General features: G+C 67.1%; 14 protein-coding genes and 1 pseudogene. 9 read left to right on the plus strand and 6 right to left on the minus strand.

Features of this window, described 5'->3' with window-relative positions; all coding sequences use genetic code 11:
• The first annotated feature begins 21 nt into the window (after positions 1 to 21).
• Positions 22 to 1,215 carry a M20 aminoacylase family protein gene (locus tag IMZ29_RS13205; protein WP_216184654.1) on the plus strand — a complete coding sequence of 398 codons (1,194 nt, stop codon included), beginning with the start codon at positions 22 to 24 and terminating at the stop codon, positions 1,213 to 1,215.
• 33 nt (positions 1,216 to 1,248) lie between these two features.
• On the opposite strand, the gene IMZ29_RS13210 is transcribed toward IMZ29_RS13205, so the two are convergent.
• Positions 1,249 to 2,256 (minus strand): zinc-dependent alcohol dehydrogenase family protein, encoded by a 1,008-nt coding sequence (locus tag IMZ29_RS13210; RefSeq protein WP_216184656.1) that lies wholly within the window; start codon positions 2,254 to 2,256, stop codon positions 1,249 to 1,251.
• 130 nt (positions 2,257 to 2,386) lie between these two features.
• Between IMZ29_RS13210 and IMZ29_RS13215 the strand changes: the two genes are divergently transcribed.
• Complete coding sequence (locus tag IMZ29_RS13215) at positions 2,387 to 4,591, plus strand: putative bifunctional diguanylate cyclase/phosphodiesterase (protein ID WP_216184658.1); 2,205 nt, start codon at positions 2,387 to 2,389, stop codon at positions 4,589 to 4,591.
• A 74-nt stretch (positions 4,592 to 4,665) separates the two neighbouring features.
• Positions 4,666 to 5,457: pseudogene (locus tag IMZ29_RS13220) on the plus strand (GAF domain-containing protein); the annotation flags it as partial.
• Between the two features lie 32 nt (positions 5,458 to 5,489).
• On the opposite strand, the gene IMZ29_RS22795 reads toward IMZ29_RS13220, so the two are convergent.
• Together IMZ29_RS22795 and IMZ29_RS13225 are read right to left on the minus strand one after the other, a co-directional pair.
• Positions 5,490 to 6,059, minus strand: a complete 570-nt coding sequence (locus IMZ29_RS22795; protein WP_253207100.1) for a hypothetical protein — start codon at positions 6,057 to 6,059, stop codon at positions 5,490 to 5,492.
• 24 nt (positions 6,060 to 6,083) lie between these two features.
• On the minus strand, positions 6,084 to 7,031 hold the full coding sequence (locus IMZ29_RS13225; RefSeq protein ID WP_216184661.1) for a D-2-hydroxyacid dehydrogenase family protein: 948 nt from the start codon (positions 7,029 to 7,031) through the stop codon (positions 6,084 to 6,086).
• Between the two features lie 159 nt (positions 7,032 to 7,190).
• On the opposite strand from IMZ29_RS13225, the gene IMZ29_RS13230 reads away from it, so the two are divergent.
• A complete protein-coding gene (locus IMZ29_RS13230) occupies positions 7,191 to 9,110 on the plus strand; it encodes a clostripain-related cysteine peptidase (RefSeq protein ID WP_216184663.1) in 1,920 nt (639 codons plus the stop codon).
• A 55-nt stretch (positions 9,111 to 9,165) separates the two neighbouring features.
• Here IMZ29_RS13230 and IMZ29_RS13235 read toward each other — a convergent pair whose 3' ends face one another.
• A complete protein-coding gene (locus IMZ29_RS13235; protein WP_216184666.1) occupies positions 9,166 to 10,059 on the minus strand; it encodes a LysR family transcriptional regulator in 894 nt (297 codons plus the stop codon).
• Between the two features lie 121 nt (positions 10,060 to 10,180).
• On the opposite strand from IMZ29_RS13235, the gene IMZ29_RS13240 reads away from it, so the two are divergent.
• Positions 10,181 to 11,218: a glutamate cyclase domain-containing protein gene (locus tag IMZ29_RS13240; protein WP_216184668.1), complete on the plus strand. Its 1,038-nt coding sequence runs from the start codon at positions 10,181 to 10,183 to the stop codon at positions 11,216 to 11,218.
• 22 nt (positions 11,219 to 11,240) lie between these two features.
• Entirely contained in the window at positions 11,241 to 12,224 is a 984-nt protein-coding gene (locus IMZ29_RS13245; protein ID WP_216184670.1) for a Bug family tripartite tricarboxylate transporter substrate binding protein, read from the plus strand.
• A 27-nt stretch (positions 12,225 to 12,251) separates the two neighbouring features.
• Here the strand turns inward: IMZ29_RS13245 and IMZ29_RS13250 are convergent, their stop codons facing one another.
• On the minus strand, positions 12,252 to 12,440 hold the full coding sequence (locus IMZ29_RS13250) for a hypothetical protein (protein ID WP_216184671.1): 189 nt from the start codon (positions 12,438 to 12,440) through the stop codon (positions 12,252 to 12,254).
• A 378-nt stretch (positions 12,441 to 12,818) separates the two neighbouring features.
• Between IMZ29_RS13250 and IMZ29_RS13255 the strand changes: the two genes are divergently transcribed.
• The 3 genes from IMZ29_RS13255 to IMZ29_RS13265 all read left to right on the plus strand — a co-directional run bounded on the left by IMZ29_RS13255 (position 12,819) and on the right by IMZ29_RS13265 (position 14,790).
• Positions 12,819 to 13,949, plus strand: a complete 1,131-nt coding sequence (locus IMZ29_RS13255) for a cytochrome P450 (protein WP_216184674.1) — start codon at positions 12,819 to 12,821, stop codon at positions 13,947 to 13,949.
• 67 nt (positions 13,950 to 14,016) lie between these two features.
• Positions 14,017 to 14,262, plus strand: a complete 246-nt coding sequence (locus tag IMZ29_RS13260) for a hypothetical protein (RefSeq protein WP_216184678.1) — start codon at positions 14,017 to 14,019, stop codon at positions 14,260 to 14,262.
• A gap of 27 nt (positions 14,263 to 14,289) precedes the next feature.
• On the plus strand, positions 14,290 to 14,790 hold the full coding sequence (locus IMZ29_RS13265; RefSeq protein WP_216184681.1) for a YciE/YciF ferroxidase family protein: 501 nt from the start codon (positions 14,290 to 14,292) through the stop codon (positions 14,788 to 14,790).
• Between the two features lie 45 nt (positions 14,791 to 14,835).
• Here the strand turns inward: IMZ29_RS13265 and IMZ29_RS13270 are convergent, their stop codons facing one another.
• Positions 14,836 to 15,768, minus strand: a complete 933-nt coding sequence (locus IMZ29_RS13270) for a LysR substrate-binding domain-containing protein (RefSeq protein ID WP_216184683.1) — start codon at positions 15,766 to 15,768, stop codon at positions 14,836 to 14,838.
• Between the last annotated feature and the right edge of the window lie 77 nt (positions 15,769 to 15,845).

Consider the following 15,845-nt stretch of genomic DNA (forward strand, 5'->3'; position numbering starts at 1 on the left):
GGCCGATTTCAGACGAGTCCCATGAATCTCATCGACGCCATCGCCGCGCAGTCCGACGCGCTGCGCGCCATCCGCCGCGACATCCACGCTCATCCGGAACTTGCCTTCGAGGAGACCCGCACGGCGGACCTCGTGGCCGACTGCCTCACGCGCTGGGGCATTCCCATCCACCGCGGGCTGGGCGGCACCGGCGTGGTTGGCACCATTCGCGGCACGGCAGGCGACTCGGACCGCGCCATCGGCTTGCGCGCCGACATGGACGCCTTGCCGATGACCGAAGCCAACACCTTCGAGCATGCGAGCAAGACGCCGGGCAAGATGCACGCATGCGGCCATGATGGCCACACCACCATGCTGCTGGGCGCTGCTCAGTATCTGGCTGCCAATCGGGATTTCGCCGGCACCGTCTACGTGATCTTCCAGCCGGCCGAGGAGCACGGCGGCGGCGCCCGCGTCATGATGCAGGACGGGCTCTTCGAGCAGTTTCCGATGCAGGCGGTGTTCGGCGTGCACAACATGCCGGGCATCCCGGCGGGCACCATCGCGCTCTCGCCCGGACCGGTGCTGGCGTCCAACAACGAATTCGCCCTGACCATCCAGGGCAAGGGCGGCCATGCGGCCATGCCGCACCTGGCCGTGGACCCGATCGCCATTGCGGCCCAGGTCATCCAGGCCTTCCAGAACGTGGTGAGCCGTAACGTGAAGCCGCTCGAGGCTGCCGTGGTCTCGGTGACGATGATCGAGGCGGGCGAGGTGCCCAACGTGATCCCCGGCACCTGCACCCTGCGCGGCAGCGTGCGTGCCTACACCGCCGAGACGCTGGATCTCATCGAGCGCCGCCTGGGCGAGATCGCCCAGATGACCTGCGCGGCCCACGGCGCGACCGCGGACTTCCACTTCCAGCGCAACTACCCGGCCACGTTCAACCACGACGCTGAGACCGCCTTCGCGCGCGAGGTGATCGCCGGCGTCGTCTCGCCTGGCGCGCTCGTCGCTCAGGTGCCCATCATGGCCGCGGAGGATTTCTCCTTCATGCTGCAGGAGATGCCCGGCTGCTACGCCTTCATCGGCAATGGCGACGGCGAGCACCGGGACGCCGGCCACGGCCAGGGGCCGTGCCTCGTGCACAACACCAGCTACGACTTCAACGACGAGATCCTGCCCCTGGGCGCAACCTACTTCGTGCGGCTGGCCCAGGCCTGGCTCGCGCGTTGAGTTTCTGGCGGCAGCCCGCGCCCTGCGCGAAGCCTACCAGGCCACGCAGATCTTGCCGAAGTGCTCGCCGCTCTCCTGATAACGGAAGGCGTCGGCCAGCGCCGGCAGTTCGAACGTGCGATCGATCACGGGCCGCGTCTGCGTGGCTTCGATGGCCCGCACCAGATCCTGCTGATGGGTGCGGCTGCCCACGATCAGGCCCTGCAGGCGGATCTGCCGGGCCATCAGGAGCGCCGTCGGGATCTCCCCCCCCAGGCCCGTGAGCACACCGATGAGGGCAATGTGCCCGCCAATGCGGCAGGCCGCAATCGACTGGGGCAGGGTGGCTGGGCCGCCGACTTCGATGACCTGGTCGGCGCCTTGCCCGCCCGTCCAGTCTCGGACCTTGCGGCCCCAGTCTTCCTCTCGGCGGTAATTGATGACGTGGTCCGCACCCAGGGTCTTCGCGCGCTCGAGCTTTTCGTCCGAGGACGAGGTGACGATGACGGTGGCCCCCATGGCCTTGGCGTATTGCAGGGCGAAGATGGACACGCCGCCCGTGCCCAGGGCAAGCACCACATCGCCCGCCTTCAGGCCGCCATCGACGACGAGCGCGCGCCAGGCCGTGAGGCCTGCGGTCGTGAGCGTGGCCGCCTCTTCGTGGCTGTAGCCGCGCGGGGCCTTGGTGAACCAGGTGGCCGGCGTGATCACGGCTTCGCGCGCGTAGCCATCCACCCCGTCGCCCGGCACGGTGCGAAAATCGCCCACCGCGGGCGGGCCGTCCTGCCATCCCGGAAAGAAGCACGAGACCACGGCATCGCCCACCGCGAACTCGGTCACGCCCGCGCCCACGGCTTCGACGACGCCGGCGCCGTCGGCCATCGGGATGCGCTGATCGTCCACGGGCGATTTGCCCGTCACGACCACATAGTCATGGAAATTCAGCGACGTGGCGTGCAGACGCACGCGAATCTCCCCGGCGCCGGGTGCGCCGGGTTCGGGAGCGTCGATGCGCTCGAGGCGGTCCAGTCCGCCGGGCTTGCGCAGGATGAGGCTTTGCATGGGCTTCCTCCAGGTTGGTCCGGCACCGCATGGGCCGGTGACTTGCCCAGTGTAGCTGGCGTGGCGGGTGAGGCTTCCTGCGCTATGCTTGAGCAGTCGTGTGCGTTGTTGCACACCCGGAACGCAAGTGATGACGGATTCCCCGCCCTCGACCCCCCGCAAGAGCGGCGCCCTGTCCCCGGCTGCGCTGGCGCAGGATCGTGCCCGCCTGGAGGCGCTGGCCGAGTACGGCGTCGAAGGTCCGCTGGCGGATCTGGGGCTCGACCGCGTCGTCCAGCTCACGGCCCGGATCTTCCAGGCGCCCATCGTTCTGGTCTCTCTGGTTGAAGCCCATCGTCAGCTCTTTGCCGCGTCGGTAGGAGTGACGGTGTGCGAAACGGATCGAAAGAGTTCTTTCTGCGCGCACGCGTTGGGCAGCCGGGATCTGCTCGTCGTGCCCGATGCGCATCAGGATCCGCGCTTTCGTGGCAGCGCGCTGGTGACAGGCGCCCCCTTCATCCGCTTCTATGCAGGTTGTCCGCTCGTGGCGCCGGGGGGACACGTGATTGGCACGCTCTGCGTCATCGATACGGTGCCGCGAGACGGTCTGTCCGACGTCGATCGCGTCAACCTGCGCGACCTCGCCGGACTCGTGCTGGACAAGCTCGAACTGCGCCGGCTGGATCTGGCTCGCCAGGCCAGCCAATTGCGCTTCGAGCGCATTGCGCGGCACTCGCCCGATGCCATCGTGTGTGTGGATGACAGCGGCATCGTTACCTTCTGGAATGCCGCCGCAGAGCGCCTGGTGGGCCATTCCAGCGAGCAGGTGTGCGGACGCACGCTGGAGAGCTTGGTGCCGGGCTCGATGCTCGCCCGCTTGCGCCGCCTGGCTGATGACGACATCTCGCTGCAGACGGGCAAGACGCTGGACATCGAGGTGCGCACCGCTGCCGGTCAGCGCCTGCCGGTGGAGTTGTCCGCGTCGCTCTGGCGCGATGACGGGCGGGTGACCTTCTGCGCCATCCTGCGCGATCTCTCGGAGCGGCGTCGCAATGAAGCGCGACTGTACCGCCTGGCCCATCTGGATCCCCTGACGGAATTGCCCAATCGCACCTTGTTGCGCCAGCGCCTGGATGAGACCCTGAAGCAGGGCTCGCCCACGGGAGTGATGATGATCGACCTGGATGGGTTCAAGGACATCAACGACAGCCTGGGCCACGGGGCCGGCGATGCCGTGCTGGTGAACACTGCACGCCGACTGCAGGCCGTCATCGGGGCTGGCGACATGGCGGCCCGCACCGGGGGCGACGAATTCGCCGTGCTCCTGCCCGGCCTGGATTGTCCTGACAACGCCACATCGCTTGCCCAGACCATCATCGATGTACTTGCGCAGGTGAGCGTGCTGGAAGGGCATGCCGTGGCCATCGGGGCCAGCATCGGCATTGCCCTGGCGCCACGCGATGGCACGAATGTCGCCACCGTGCTCTCCAGTGCCGATCTCGCCCTGTACGATGCCAAGGCGCAAGGCAAGCATGGCTGGCGTTTCTTCACGCCGGCCCTGCGCGATCATGCCGCCGTCAAGCGCGCCTACCAGACCGAACTCGAGCGTGCCGTCCGGCTACAGGAATTCGTCGCCCACTTTCAGCCACTGATCCGGCTCGCGGATGGCGCCCTCGTCGGTGCGGAGGCCAAGCTCGGCTGGCAGCACCCCGACAAGGGCATTCTGCCGACCGCCGCTTTCCTGACGGCGCTCGAAGCCAGTCCGTTCGCCGCACGCGTGGGTCAGGAGCTGTTGGTGGCCGCGTGCCGGCAGGCGGCGGCCTGGCGTGAGCAGCTGCCGGCGTTCCGGCTCAGCGTGGATCTGCTCGATGCCCAGTTCCGCGCGGGGGATCTGCCCGATCGGGTCGCTGAGGCGCTGGCCGAGACGGGCCTGCCTGCAGAGGCCCTGGATGTCGAAATTACCGGGCGCGTGTTGTTGCGCGCGGAAGATCTGGTGCGGCGCAGCCTGCACCGTCTGCGTGACATGGGGGTGGGGATTGCCTTCGACGATTACGGGACGGCACACGCGTCACTCAGCATGTTGAAGGATTTCCCGATCAGCCGCCTCAAGATCGACGCCTCGTTCGTGACCGGCATCGAGCAATCCCCCGTGGATGCCGCCATGGTGTGCGTGATCCTGTTTCTCGGGCGCAGCCTGGGGTTTAGCGTGGTGGCATTGGGGGTGCAGACGGAGGCGCAACGTCGTCGCCTCGAGCGCAAAGGGTGCGAGTTCGGGCAGGGGCCTCTGCTGGGCGAATCGCACCCTGCCGCCGCGTTCGAGGCCCTCTGGCTGGGCGAGACGCCGGCATCGTCCTAGTTCAGGTCCGGAAATTGCTATCGGCTCGCGCTCTTTCCGCGTGGGCGGGGGGCAAATTGGCGAGTCCCAAGTCCATGTCTTCCTTTCCCATCCTGCAGGACGAAGCCAGCCGCCTGGCGGCGCTGTCGGAGTACGGTGTCCGCACCCCGCTGGACGATCCTGGCTTTGACCGACTGGTCCAGCTGGCCGCGCGAACGTTCCAGGTCCCCATCGCCCTGGTGTCGCTGGTGGAATCTGAGCGCCAGCTTTTCGCCGCGGGTGTTGGCCTGAGCGTGTGCGAGACGGCGCGGGAATCGTCATTCTGCGCCCATGCCCTGGGGAGCCACGATCTGCTCATCGTGCCCGATGCGCGTCGCGATCCGCGCTTTGCTGACAATGCGCTGGTGCTCGGCTACCCCTTCATTCGTTTCTATGCGGGTTGTCCCCTGGTGAGTCCGCTCGGCTATGTCGTGGGCACGCTGTGCATCATCGATACCCAGGCCCGGCCGCGGCCCACCGAAGCGCAATGCGCCGACTTGCGTGACCTCGCGGGCTTCGTGATGGACAAGCTCGAGCTGCGCCGTCTCGAACTGGCGCGCCAGGCAAGCCGGCGCCGGTTCGAGACCTTGGCTCAAGCTGTCTCGGATGCCGTGATCTGCACGGATGGCGCGGGTCGCGTCACCTCCTGGAACGACGCGGCCCATGCGCTCTTGGGCGTGGCCGCGGGCGAGGCGCGCGGTCAGTTGCTGGAGAGCCTGCTGCCCGGCACGCTCATGCCAGGGCTGCGCCGGCTGTCAGCCGAGGAGAGCGCCGATCATGCGCGGGTGTCGATGCGCCTGGAGACGACCCCGGAGGGCGCGCTCTCGCCGGTGTCGCTGCATGTCGACGCCGCCCTGTGGCGTGAGAACGGCAGGACGAGTTACTGCGTGGTGCTGCGTGATGCGAGCACCGGCTGGCCGGCCAGGAACGTCCTTACTGGGGAGAGCGCGTCGATGGCCGGGATCGTGGCGGCCAGCGCGCGTGGATCCGCGAACGGGTAGGGTGCTGCCAGCAGCCAGTCGAACACGGCGTCGGCATCACTCGATGGCAGGTTGCGCATGTGCTCGATGATGATGCGCAGGCCCTTCACGCGATAGGGCTCGAGATCGAACAGCCACTCGTAGGTGCCACAGCCCACGCGCACGTTGCCCGTGGCCTTCTCGGTCATGCCCACCATCCAGCCGCAATGGAAGGCTTCGGTGGTCGCGTCATCCGGGGGCAACGCCAGATAGAACGTGAAGATGTTCTCGTACGTCTGATTGAAGCGCACCGCCAGCGTCTCGGCCACGGCCTCGACGCCCAGCGACTGGGCCGGGAAGCTGATCTCGTCAGTGTTGAGCCCCATGATGAGGGAGACATCCGGGGCAAAGCCCCGGCGCAGGAACAGGACGCGATTCTCGTCCTTGGCGCGCAGGTAGTCGCGCAGCAGTGAGCGGGTGGTGGCAGTCATGCGGCGCAGTGTAGCGGTGGTGCCTCAGGTGGCACGCAATACCCGTATGGGCGTGTCGGCTTGCCAGGCGAGGATGTCTTCGATGGCCTGGCCGTAGTAGGTCTGGTAGTTCTGGGCGCTCACGTAGCCCATGTGCGGGCTCAATACGGTGTGGGGTGCGCGCAGGATGGGTGCGCTGGCCGGCAGCGGCTCCTCGGCGAACACGTCCAGCCCGGCGCCGCCAAGCTGGCCCGACTGCAACGCCACGCACAGGGCGGCTTCGTCCACCAGACCCCCACGCGACGTGTTCACCAGATACGCCTGCGGCTTCATGCGGGCGAAATCGTCGGCGGCCAATATGTGCCGTGTCGAGGCGCTCAACACCAGGTGCAAGGACACCACGTCGGATTGTGCGAGCAGGTCCGCCTTCGTGGCGTACGTCACACCGTGCACGGCACACCGCTCGGGAGTGAGATGGGGGCTCCAGGCAAGCACGCGCATGCCGAATGCCTGACCATACCGGGCGAGGGCAGCGCCAAGCTTGCCCAGTCCGATCACGCCCAGGGTATCGCCTCGCACCGAGCGGCCAAGGCTTGTCTGCCAGTGCCCGCGCCGGGTGTCGGCATCATTGCCCGGGATGCGTTTGTAGAGCGCCAGGACCAAAGCCCATGCCTGTTCTGCTGCCAGCAGGGGATCGCTTGCCGTACCGCACACCGTCACCCCTTGTGCATCGCAGGCCGCGAGATCGATCGAGGCATTGCGCATTCCGGTCGTGACCAAGAGGCGCAGCCGGGGCAGGCGCTGCAGCAGCGCCGCCGGAAACGCGGTGCGCTCGCGCATGGCAACGATGACCTCGGCATCGGCCAACTGCTCGGCTGCGTGCTCGCCTAGCGGCTCGTGCAGGAAGACGAGCTCGGCGTCGGGCCCGAGGAGGGACCAATCGGCACTGGCGACAGCGGCATGTTGGTAATCGTCGAGCACAGCGATCTTCATGATGGTGACCCCGTGGGCTGACCAGGCCCGCAGGTGTGCGTTGTTGCCCGGGACGCCTTGCGAGGGACGATAGCCCAGAAACCTGTTCCGAGGGTCATCGGGCATCGCGCCCAGATTTGCTACGATTCGCTCACTTTCGTGACAATATGTGAGACTCTGATGAATCGATGGCTTCGCAGTCTGGGCTACGCGCTGCTCCTGGGCTTGGCCAGTTGCGGCGGTGGCGATGATGCACCGGCGCCTGCGCCCGCCGCGCCCCCCGCGACAGAGCCGACACCCGGTCCGGGTCCGGCACCCCAGCCTGCGCCTGTCACGCCAGGAACGGACACGCCGGCGCCGACGCCTGCCGAGCCTGCAGCGCGCGCGAGCACGACCATGCTGGTCTATATGGTCGGCTCCGATCTCGAAAGTGGTGGCAATGCCGCCACGGAGAATATCGAAGAGATGCTCGCTGCCACCGCCACGCGCGACGTCAACGTGCTGATGCAGACGGGCGGCGCAGACAAGCCGGGCTGGCACACGGTCAAGCGACAGCGCATCGCCGATGGCCAGCTGACGACGCTCGACGAACTCGGCGCCTTCAGCTTGGGTCGGCCGCAGGCCTTGCGTGACTTCATTCGCTGGGGCTTGGCCACGTACCCCGCCGAGCGCTATGTGCTTGTCTTCTGGAACCATGGTGGCGGGCCCAACGGCGGCTTCGGCTTTGACGAGAACTTTGGCCACGAGCACCTCTCGCTGCCGCAGCTCACGGCCGCCGTGCGCGACGGCCTGCAAGGCTCGAATGCCCAATTCGAGCTGATCGGCTTCGACGCCTGTCTCATGGCAAGCGTGGAGGTCGCGCAGGCGTTGCAGCCCTACGGCAAATACCTGGCCGCCTCGCAGGAAGTCGAGCCGGGCCCGGGCTGGGATTGGGAAGCCATCCTGAATGAGCTCGCCGCGCGCCCGCTGACGCAAGGCGATGTGCTCGGCCGCGTGATCGCCGATTCTTTCCTTGCCAAGCAGATCGCGGGCGAGCAGGGCGACTTCGCTACCTTCTCGATCACGGATCTGCAGGCGTTGCCTGCGCTCACCACGGCCATTGCGGATGCGGCCACCGCCGTGGATACCCGGCTGCAGGCCCAGGGCGCGGATGCATGGCTGGATGTGGCTTACGCGCGCCAACACGCCCTGGACTTCGACACCGGCCCCTTCTTCGGCGGCATCCGGGATCTGGTCGACGTGCTCGACTTCATGCGCCAGCCCGCCTTGCAGGTGCCTTCGATGCAGCTTGCGGCAGTCGAGTCGGCCATGGCGGCCGCGGTGGTGCACAACGTGCGCGGGCCGAGGCTTGCGCCAGTGAGCGGCCTCACGCTGTATTTCCCGAGCCGCAGCGCCACGAACGTTCCCACGATGAATGCTTACGCAGCACTCGATGTGACGCCGCCGCTCAAGAACTGGGTGCAGCGCTACGCCGGCATGGCGCAAAACGGCGTGGTCGCGGCACCGCGAATCGGCACGCCGGCACTGGTTGGCGCCGATGTCGTGGCGAGCATCGACAATCTGCACTTCGCCACGAGCTTTGCCGCGCTGACGCGCAACCGGGCTGTCTATGCCATGAAGCCGGCTTTCGTGGGGGCGCAGGGACTCCAGGCCAACACTCGTGAATGGCTGGCGCTGGACGGTGTTCCCGTGGCGGTGCTGCCCGACGAGTCGCAATTTGCGGTCGACAGCGCGCGTTACACCATCCCGGTGGCGGTGCCGGTCAAGGATGGGGTGATCGAAGGTCTGCTGGCCGTGACGTATACCCAGGATCGGGCGGGGCGTGACCGCTATGAGGTCGATGGCTTCTTCTCGGCGATCGACGGCTTCAGCGCAGCCGCGCGGCGCTCGTATGCGCTGGAACCGGGCATGAAGGTGGTGCCGCTGCGCTTTCAGCTCGATGCACGGGAGTGGATGCCCGATGACACGACGCCGGTGCTCACCGTGCCGGAAGAAGGCGTGGCCTGGTTGCTGCACAAGGTGCGGTTGCCGCTCACGGGCCTGCATTTGGGCGTGAACGACTATCTGTCGGAGATGCACCTGTCGCCGGCGATGCCTTGATGCAGTCAGGCGCGTTGGCGCGCCGGCCCTGAAGCATCGACACGATGGCGCGGCGTCACGCCGCGTCGTCGATCAGCTCGCGCAGCACCTGCGTGAAAGCCACGGCCAGGGTCGAGCGGCCGTTGACCGGTCGATACACCGCGGAGAACTGCAGGGTGATGACCGGTCGAAAGGGGCGCACGACGACGCCCTGAGCCGCCGGGACCCGGGCCGCGAACCGATCGACGATGGCCAGGCCGATGCCTTGTGCCACGTAGGCGGCGGCCGTGGAGGAATTGACTGTCTCCAGACGCACGTTCGGGCGCACGCCCGCGCCGAGCATGGCGGCGTTGATCTGCAGCCTGAGCACGCTGTTCAGGCCCAGGGCGATGAAATCCTCGCCGTCCAGGTCGTTGACGGTGACGGTGCGCCGGGTGGCCAGGCGATGCCCGGGCGGCAGCATGCACACCGCCGGGGTCGCGGCAAAGACGTCCTGGTCGAAGCGGCCTTCGCCAGGCACCACGGCGTAGGCCACGTCGAGCTGGCCGTGCAGCATCTCCAGCAGATGCGGTGAGCTGTCCGGATGCACCGAGACGACGACGTTCGGATGGCGCGCGAGAAACAAAGCCACGGCCTCGGGCAGACAGGATGCCGCGAGGGTAGGCATGGCACCGACGTGCAGATAGCCGGCCTGGGTCTCGCGCAAGGCGCGCGCCACGTCGCGAATGCGCTCGGCGCCCGCGAACTGCCGTTCGGCTTCGCGGTAGAGCACCTGGGCTTCGGCGGTGGGTGCGATCTGCGGGCCCTGGCGATGAAAGAGGGCGAGCTTCAGGTCCGCCTCGAGATCTCGGATGAGGCGCGTGACAGCCGGCTGCGAGATGTGCAACACACCGGCCGCACCGGTCATGCTGCCCGTGAGCATGACGGCGCGAAACGCTTCGAGCTGCCGGAAATTGAGCGGACGATTCACTGACACACCAATCAGACCAAGAATAATATTTCGGTATGGTAGCCGCCAATAATTGTATTGGGAATGATGATCGAGCTCGCGCAGAATGCCTGCATTCCTGCTCACTACATGGACTGCATCCATGCCCGACATCATTGGCGAGAACGTCGACCGATTGGTCACCGTCGAAATGCGCAATCGCGCGATGAACCACAACATCATTGGCCCGATCTACGCGGCAGCGCGTGCGGAAGGGGGCGGACGCCCCATCACGACGCGTGCTGCCGAGGCGCTGCGCGACGCGGTCCAGCCGGGCGACCGCGTGCTGATCGTGACAGGTGCCGGCTATGCGCCGGAAGCGCCCAACGGCGAGAGCGACGGGCCGCCCGGGGCCGTGTCCCTCGCCCGCGCGCTCTTCTGGGGGCTCAAGGCCGTGCCGGTGTACGTGACGGAGGAGTGCCATGCGCCGCCCGTGGTGGCAGCCTCGCACGCGGCAGGGTTGATGGTGCGTGACTACCCGCTGGCGCGGGATCGCCGCATGGGTGCGAGCCTCGTGACGGCACCGACCTCGCAGGCCGACGTGGCGGACTGGGCGGCGACCCTCTTTGCCACCTACCAGCCCACGGCGATCATTGCGATCGAACGGCTGGGGCCCAACGAAGCCGGGATCCTGCACTACTCCACCGGCGTGGTGCCGGAAGGCTATGTCGACATCTCGCCGCTCTTCGAGGAAGCCGCCCGCCGTGGCGTGCTCTCGATCGGCATCGGCGACAACGCCAACGAGATCGGTTTTGGCCGCATCCATGGCTTCATGAAGGACTTCCATCCCTACGGCCGGCGCTGCCAGTACGAGGGTGGCGTGGGCGTGCCTACGGTCGTGCCCACCGACATCTTCCTGCCCGCGTCCATCTCCAACTGGGGCGCGTATGGCATCGCCGCCATGCTGGGGTACCTCTGCGGCAGCGTGGATCTCGTGCAGTCGCCCGAGCTCGAGAAGCGCATCGTCCAGGCCTGCCTGGATGCCGGTGGCTGGGAGATGCGCTACTGCACCTCGCGCTTCATCGTCGATGGCACGGAGGGCGAAAGCTCCATGGCCATCGTGCAGTTGCTGCGCGACATGGTGCGTGTGAACATCGCGCCGCTCGATCGCGGACTGTCCCACGGCGTGCTCGACCGCTGAACCTGACCTCAAGGAGATCATCGTGATCCTTCGTCTCGCGATCGCCCGGCTGATGACGCTGGGCCTGGCCCTGACGGCACCCCTCGCACCGCTCGCGGCGCGGGCCGCCGACTATCCGCAACAGCCCATCCGCATCATCGTGCCCTATGCGCCGGGCGGGCAGGCCGACATCACCGCGCGACTGATCGCCGATCCGCTTGGCGCGCGGCTCGGCCAGCCCGTCACCGTGGAGAATCGTCCGGGGGCGAATGGCTCGATCGGCACTGCGGCGGTGGCGCGTGCGCAGCCGGATGGCCACACGTTGGCGCTCGTGGTGAGCTCGCACGTCTTCGGCAAGGCGCTGATGCCTGGCCTGCCCTACGATCCGGTCAAGGATTTCGCGCCCGTCACGCTGACGGCGCGCACCCCGCTCGTGCTGCTGGCCGCGCCGGGGCTGCCGGCGAAGGACGTGGCGGAGTTCCTCGCCTACGCGAAGGCGCATCCCGGCGAGCTGAGCTTTGCATCGGCCGGCAGCGGCAGCAACACGCACGTCTTCGGGCAGTGGCTGAACGATCTGGCGGGGCTGGACATGGCGCACATCCCGTACAAGGGCAGCACGCCGGCGCACGTGGACCTGGTGGCAGACCGGGTCGACGTCACCATCGATTCGCTGCCCGCGACCCAGGCCTACATCGCCAGCGGCAAGTTGCGCTTGCTGGCGGCTGCCGGCGAGCAGCGGCTGCCGCAGTATCCCGAGGTGCCGACGCTGGCCGAGGCCGGGGTCTCGGGCTTTTCTGCCGCCTCGTGGGGAGCACTGCTCGCGCCCGCCGGCACGCCGCCCGCCATCGTGGCCCAACTCAACCGCGAGGTGGTGGACATCCTGCGCAGCGAGAAAGTCCGTGAGCGCCTGGAGGGCGCGGGCATGATCGTGGTGGGGAGCACGCCCGACGCGCTGGCTGCCACCCTGGCAGAAGAGGAGACCAAGTTCGGCACCCTCATCCGCGAGATGGGCATTCGCCTGGACTGATGGCCCTGCGGGCGTCGCGTACCGCCGTCAGGCGGCCGCGACGGCCCAATGCGTTGTCACTGTCGACTGGGCAGGCGTCGTGACCGCACCGAGGTCGGTCTGGGCCGCGGTCGGCGTGATGTCGGTGGGGACCGACGGCTCAGGGGCCACCGCTCGCGGCTCCATGATGAGCGAGGCGCGAGAGGCAAGCCGCAAACGCAGGCGAGCGGCGCTCATGTGCGGCTCCACGCGGTAAAAGGACCGGAAGCATCAGGGCGCGCGGTCGACACAGGCGCGCAACGGGTGACCCACGGGGTCCACGTCGGGTAAGTCATGCAGGATTCGTCAGGTGGAGGGCGCGGCAGGCCAGGGATCGGCGTGCGCGACGGCGCGTGGCAGCATGTTCTGTGCCTGCGCTCAACGGCAGGGGCATGGGCTTTGCCTGAAGACAGGGGCATCCCATCTGCAGCCCCCGCGGCTGCACGCGCAAGGAGACCCATGCCATTGACGATTGCCTTCCCGCTTCCCAAGGCCCCGCAACTGGAGAGCGGCTTCGCGTTGCTCGCCGATCCCTACGGCTTTATCCCCAAGCTTCAGCGCCGATGACACAGCGATGTGTTCGAAGCGCGCATCCTGCTCAAGCGCACCTTGTGCGTGTCAGGGCCGGAGGCCGCTCGCATGTTCTACGAATCGTCCGCGCTGACGCGCACGGGCGCTGCCCCTGAGCCGCTACAGGCCACGCTCTTCGGGAAAGGTACCGTGCAAGGGCTCGACGGCGAACGGCATCGGCGGCGCAAAGGCGTGTTCGTGCGTCTGCTCGATGCCGAAGCCGCTGCGGACCTGGCTGGCCGAGTCACGCAGGGTTGGGAGCGAATCGCCCGTCAGCGCAGCGGTCAGGGCGAGGTGGACATCTACACCGCGAGCCATGCCGTCCTCGCGGATGCTGCCTTTGCCTGGGCAGGTATTCCTGTCAACCGGCACGAGATGCCCGTGCGGCGTGCGGATCTCGTGGCCTTGTTCGACGATGCGGTCCGCGGCCCGTGGGCGCACCTGCGTTCGCGTCGCGCCCGGGGACGGGCTGAGCAATGGCTCGCTGCCATCGTTCGGGACGTGAGAGCCGGTAAGCTGGATGTGTCGACGGGTAGCGCCTTGGCGGTCATCGCCGGCTATGAGGAGGGTGGCGAGCTGTTGCGCCCGCGGGTGGCAGCCGCCGAGCTGCTCAATGTCGTGCGTCCGATCGTGGCGGTGGCCGTGTTCATCCAGTTCGCCGTGCACGCACTGTATGCCTGGCCGCAGGTGCGTGAACGCACGCCTTGGCACGATGCCCGGCATCGGCAGGCCTTCTGCGACGAGGTGCGCCGCTTCTATCCCTTCTTTCCGGTACTGGTGGCCAACGCCAAGGAAACGTTCGATTGGCAGGGTGTGCGCGTGCATGCCGGCTCCCGGGTGATGCTTGACCTGCACGGCACCAATCGCGACGCCCGCGCCTGGAACGATGCCGACACCTTTCGTCCGGAGCGCTTTCTCGCTGATCCGGTGCCGACGTATGGCTTGGTGGCGCAAGGTGCGGGCAGTGTGCAAGACCATCATCGCTGCCCCGGGGAGGCGCTTGCCGTGGCACTCATCGATGCCACTCTCGGTCATTTGCGTCCTCGACTCGACTATTCGCAACCGCCGCAGGATCTGTCGCTCGACCGTGGCCGCATCCCGGCCTTGCCTCGCCATCGTTTCCAGCTCGGCTGTTGATTGACGAGGGTCTGCGGGTATGGCCGTTGCTCGACGAGCGTCATCTGTCCCGTAACGGAGGTGCCGCATGGCGACGCATGACAAGAAGGAAGACGAGCGCGATGAGCAGGTCGACATCGCGAACGATGTCCAGAAGGGCATCGAAAGTGCCAACAAAAAGGATGACCATCAGCCTCAGGAAAACGAGAGCAAGCGGGCCACGCGCTTTGATGGCTCGCCGGATCCCGACGCCGACAGTGAGCCGGGCATCTTCAGTCCGCGCGACGACACGCCGTGGAAGCTCGACAAGAAGTCGGGCCCGCGCAATCCCTGATCCTCAACGCCAACCGGAGAACGCATCATGACGGTCAAGACCCTCGAAGACCTTTTCATCCACGAACTCTCGGATGTCTATAGCGCCGAGAAGCAACTCGCCCGCGCATTGCCGCGCATGGCACGGGCCGCCGAGAACCCGGAGCTTGCGGCTGCCTTCACACAGCATCTCGAAGAAACCCGGGGCCAGATCGAGCGCATCGACGCGCTGGTCGATGCGCACGAGCTCCGCTTGAAGCGGATCAAATGCGCGGCCATGGAAGGCCTGGTCGAAGAATCGCGTGAGATGATCGACGAGGTGGAGAAGGGCCCCGTGCGCGATGCCGCGCTCATCGGGGCTGCGCAAAAGGTCGAGCACTACGAAATCGCCAGCTATGGCACGTTGTGCGCCGTGGCCAAGCAGTTGGGCTACACCAAGGGATTGCAGCTGCTCAAGGAAACGCTGGCCGAGGAGAAAGCCACCGACGAGAAGCTGACGGTGCTGGCCGAAGCTGGCGGCGGTAACGCCAAGGCGGCTGACAAGGGTTGAGGCGTGGGCGTCGGGCGCACGCTTCTGGGCTGCACTCCCACGCGGTCAAGGTGTCGCCCTGCCTGACGATGCTGCTCGTTGACGACGCAGAGTGCTCGGGGCCGCGACGCGCGCATATTCGCGCGCCGCGGCATCCCGCACCACGTCGATCAATACTTGGCGCGGCGAGGCTCGTGACCAGATGAGGCCGAAGCGCCGAGGGGCGCAAGGCAGGGGCAGTGGCAACGTCGCCAGCCCCAGCCGCTCGATGACGCCGTTGGTCGACATCGGCAGGATGGCCACGCCCAAGTCCTGGCTTGCCATCGCTGCAATCGATTCGATGGCGTTGAGTTCGAAGCGCTCCTGCACCGGAATCCCGCATCGCTGCAGATAGTCCTCGATCTGTCGGCCGCCCCAGTGTGCCCGGTCATAGCGGAGGAACGGCAAGGTGCGCATGAGCGTGTGTGGGTCCTGGCCAGCATGATGCGCTGCGGCCACCAACACATGAGGCTCCTCGCGCAGCAGCTGCCAGCCGAGACGTTTGGGCAGTGCGTATGGGGCCTCCAGTGCAATGGCAGCATCCAGATCGCCGCGCTCGATGGCGGGATAGAAGTCGCTGGAATGGCCAGGACGCAAATCCACCCGCACGCGTGGGTAGCGCGCGAGCAGCATCTTCAGAATGACAGGCACCACGGAGTTAAGTGCCGTTTGCCCAGCGCCCAGTCGCAGCTCGCCCGTGATGTCGTCGGTCCGTGCCAATTGGCGGATCCGGTCGACGCGCTCCAGGGCCTCGCGCACGGGAGCGAGCAACTGCTCCGCACGATCTGTCAGGTGCACGGTACGGCCTGCCCGGGCGACCAGTGGCACGCCCCAATCGGCTTCGAGCACGCGGATCTGCTGGGCCACGGCGCCATGGGTGAGGCCCAGCCGACGTGCGGCCTCGGCCATCGAACCGTGATCGGCCACGGCGATCAGCGTCCTGAGAAAGTCGGTGTTCATGATAGCGATTCTATCGTTTGATCGTAGCCGCCAGGGGTACCTCGGGTACGACGACGCCGTCACAATCGGCGCTCAGG

The sequence above is a fragment of the Verticiella alkaliphila genome, from assembly GCF_018904615.1.
GTDB classification, from domain to species: domain Bacteria; phylum Pseudomonadota; class Gammaproteobacteria; order Burkholderiales; family Burkholderiaceae_B; genus Verticiella; species Verticiella alkaliphila.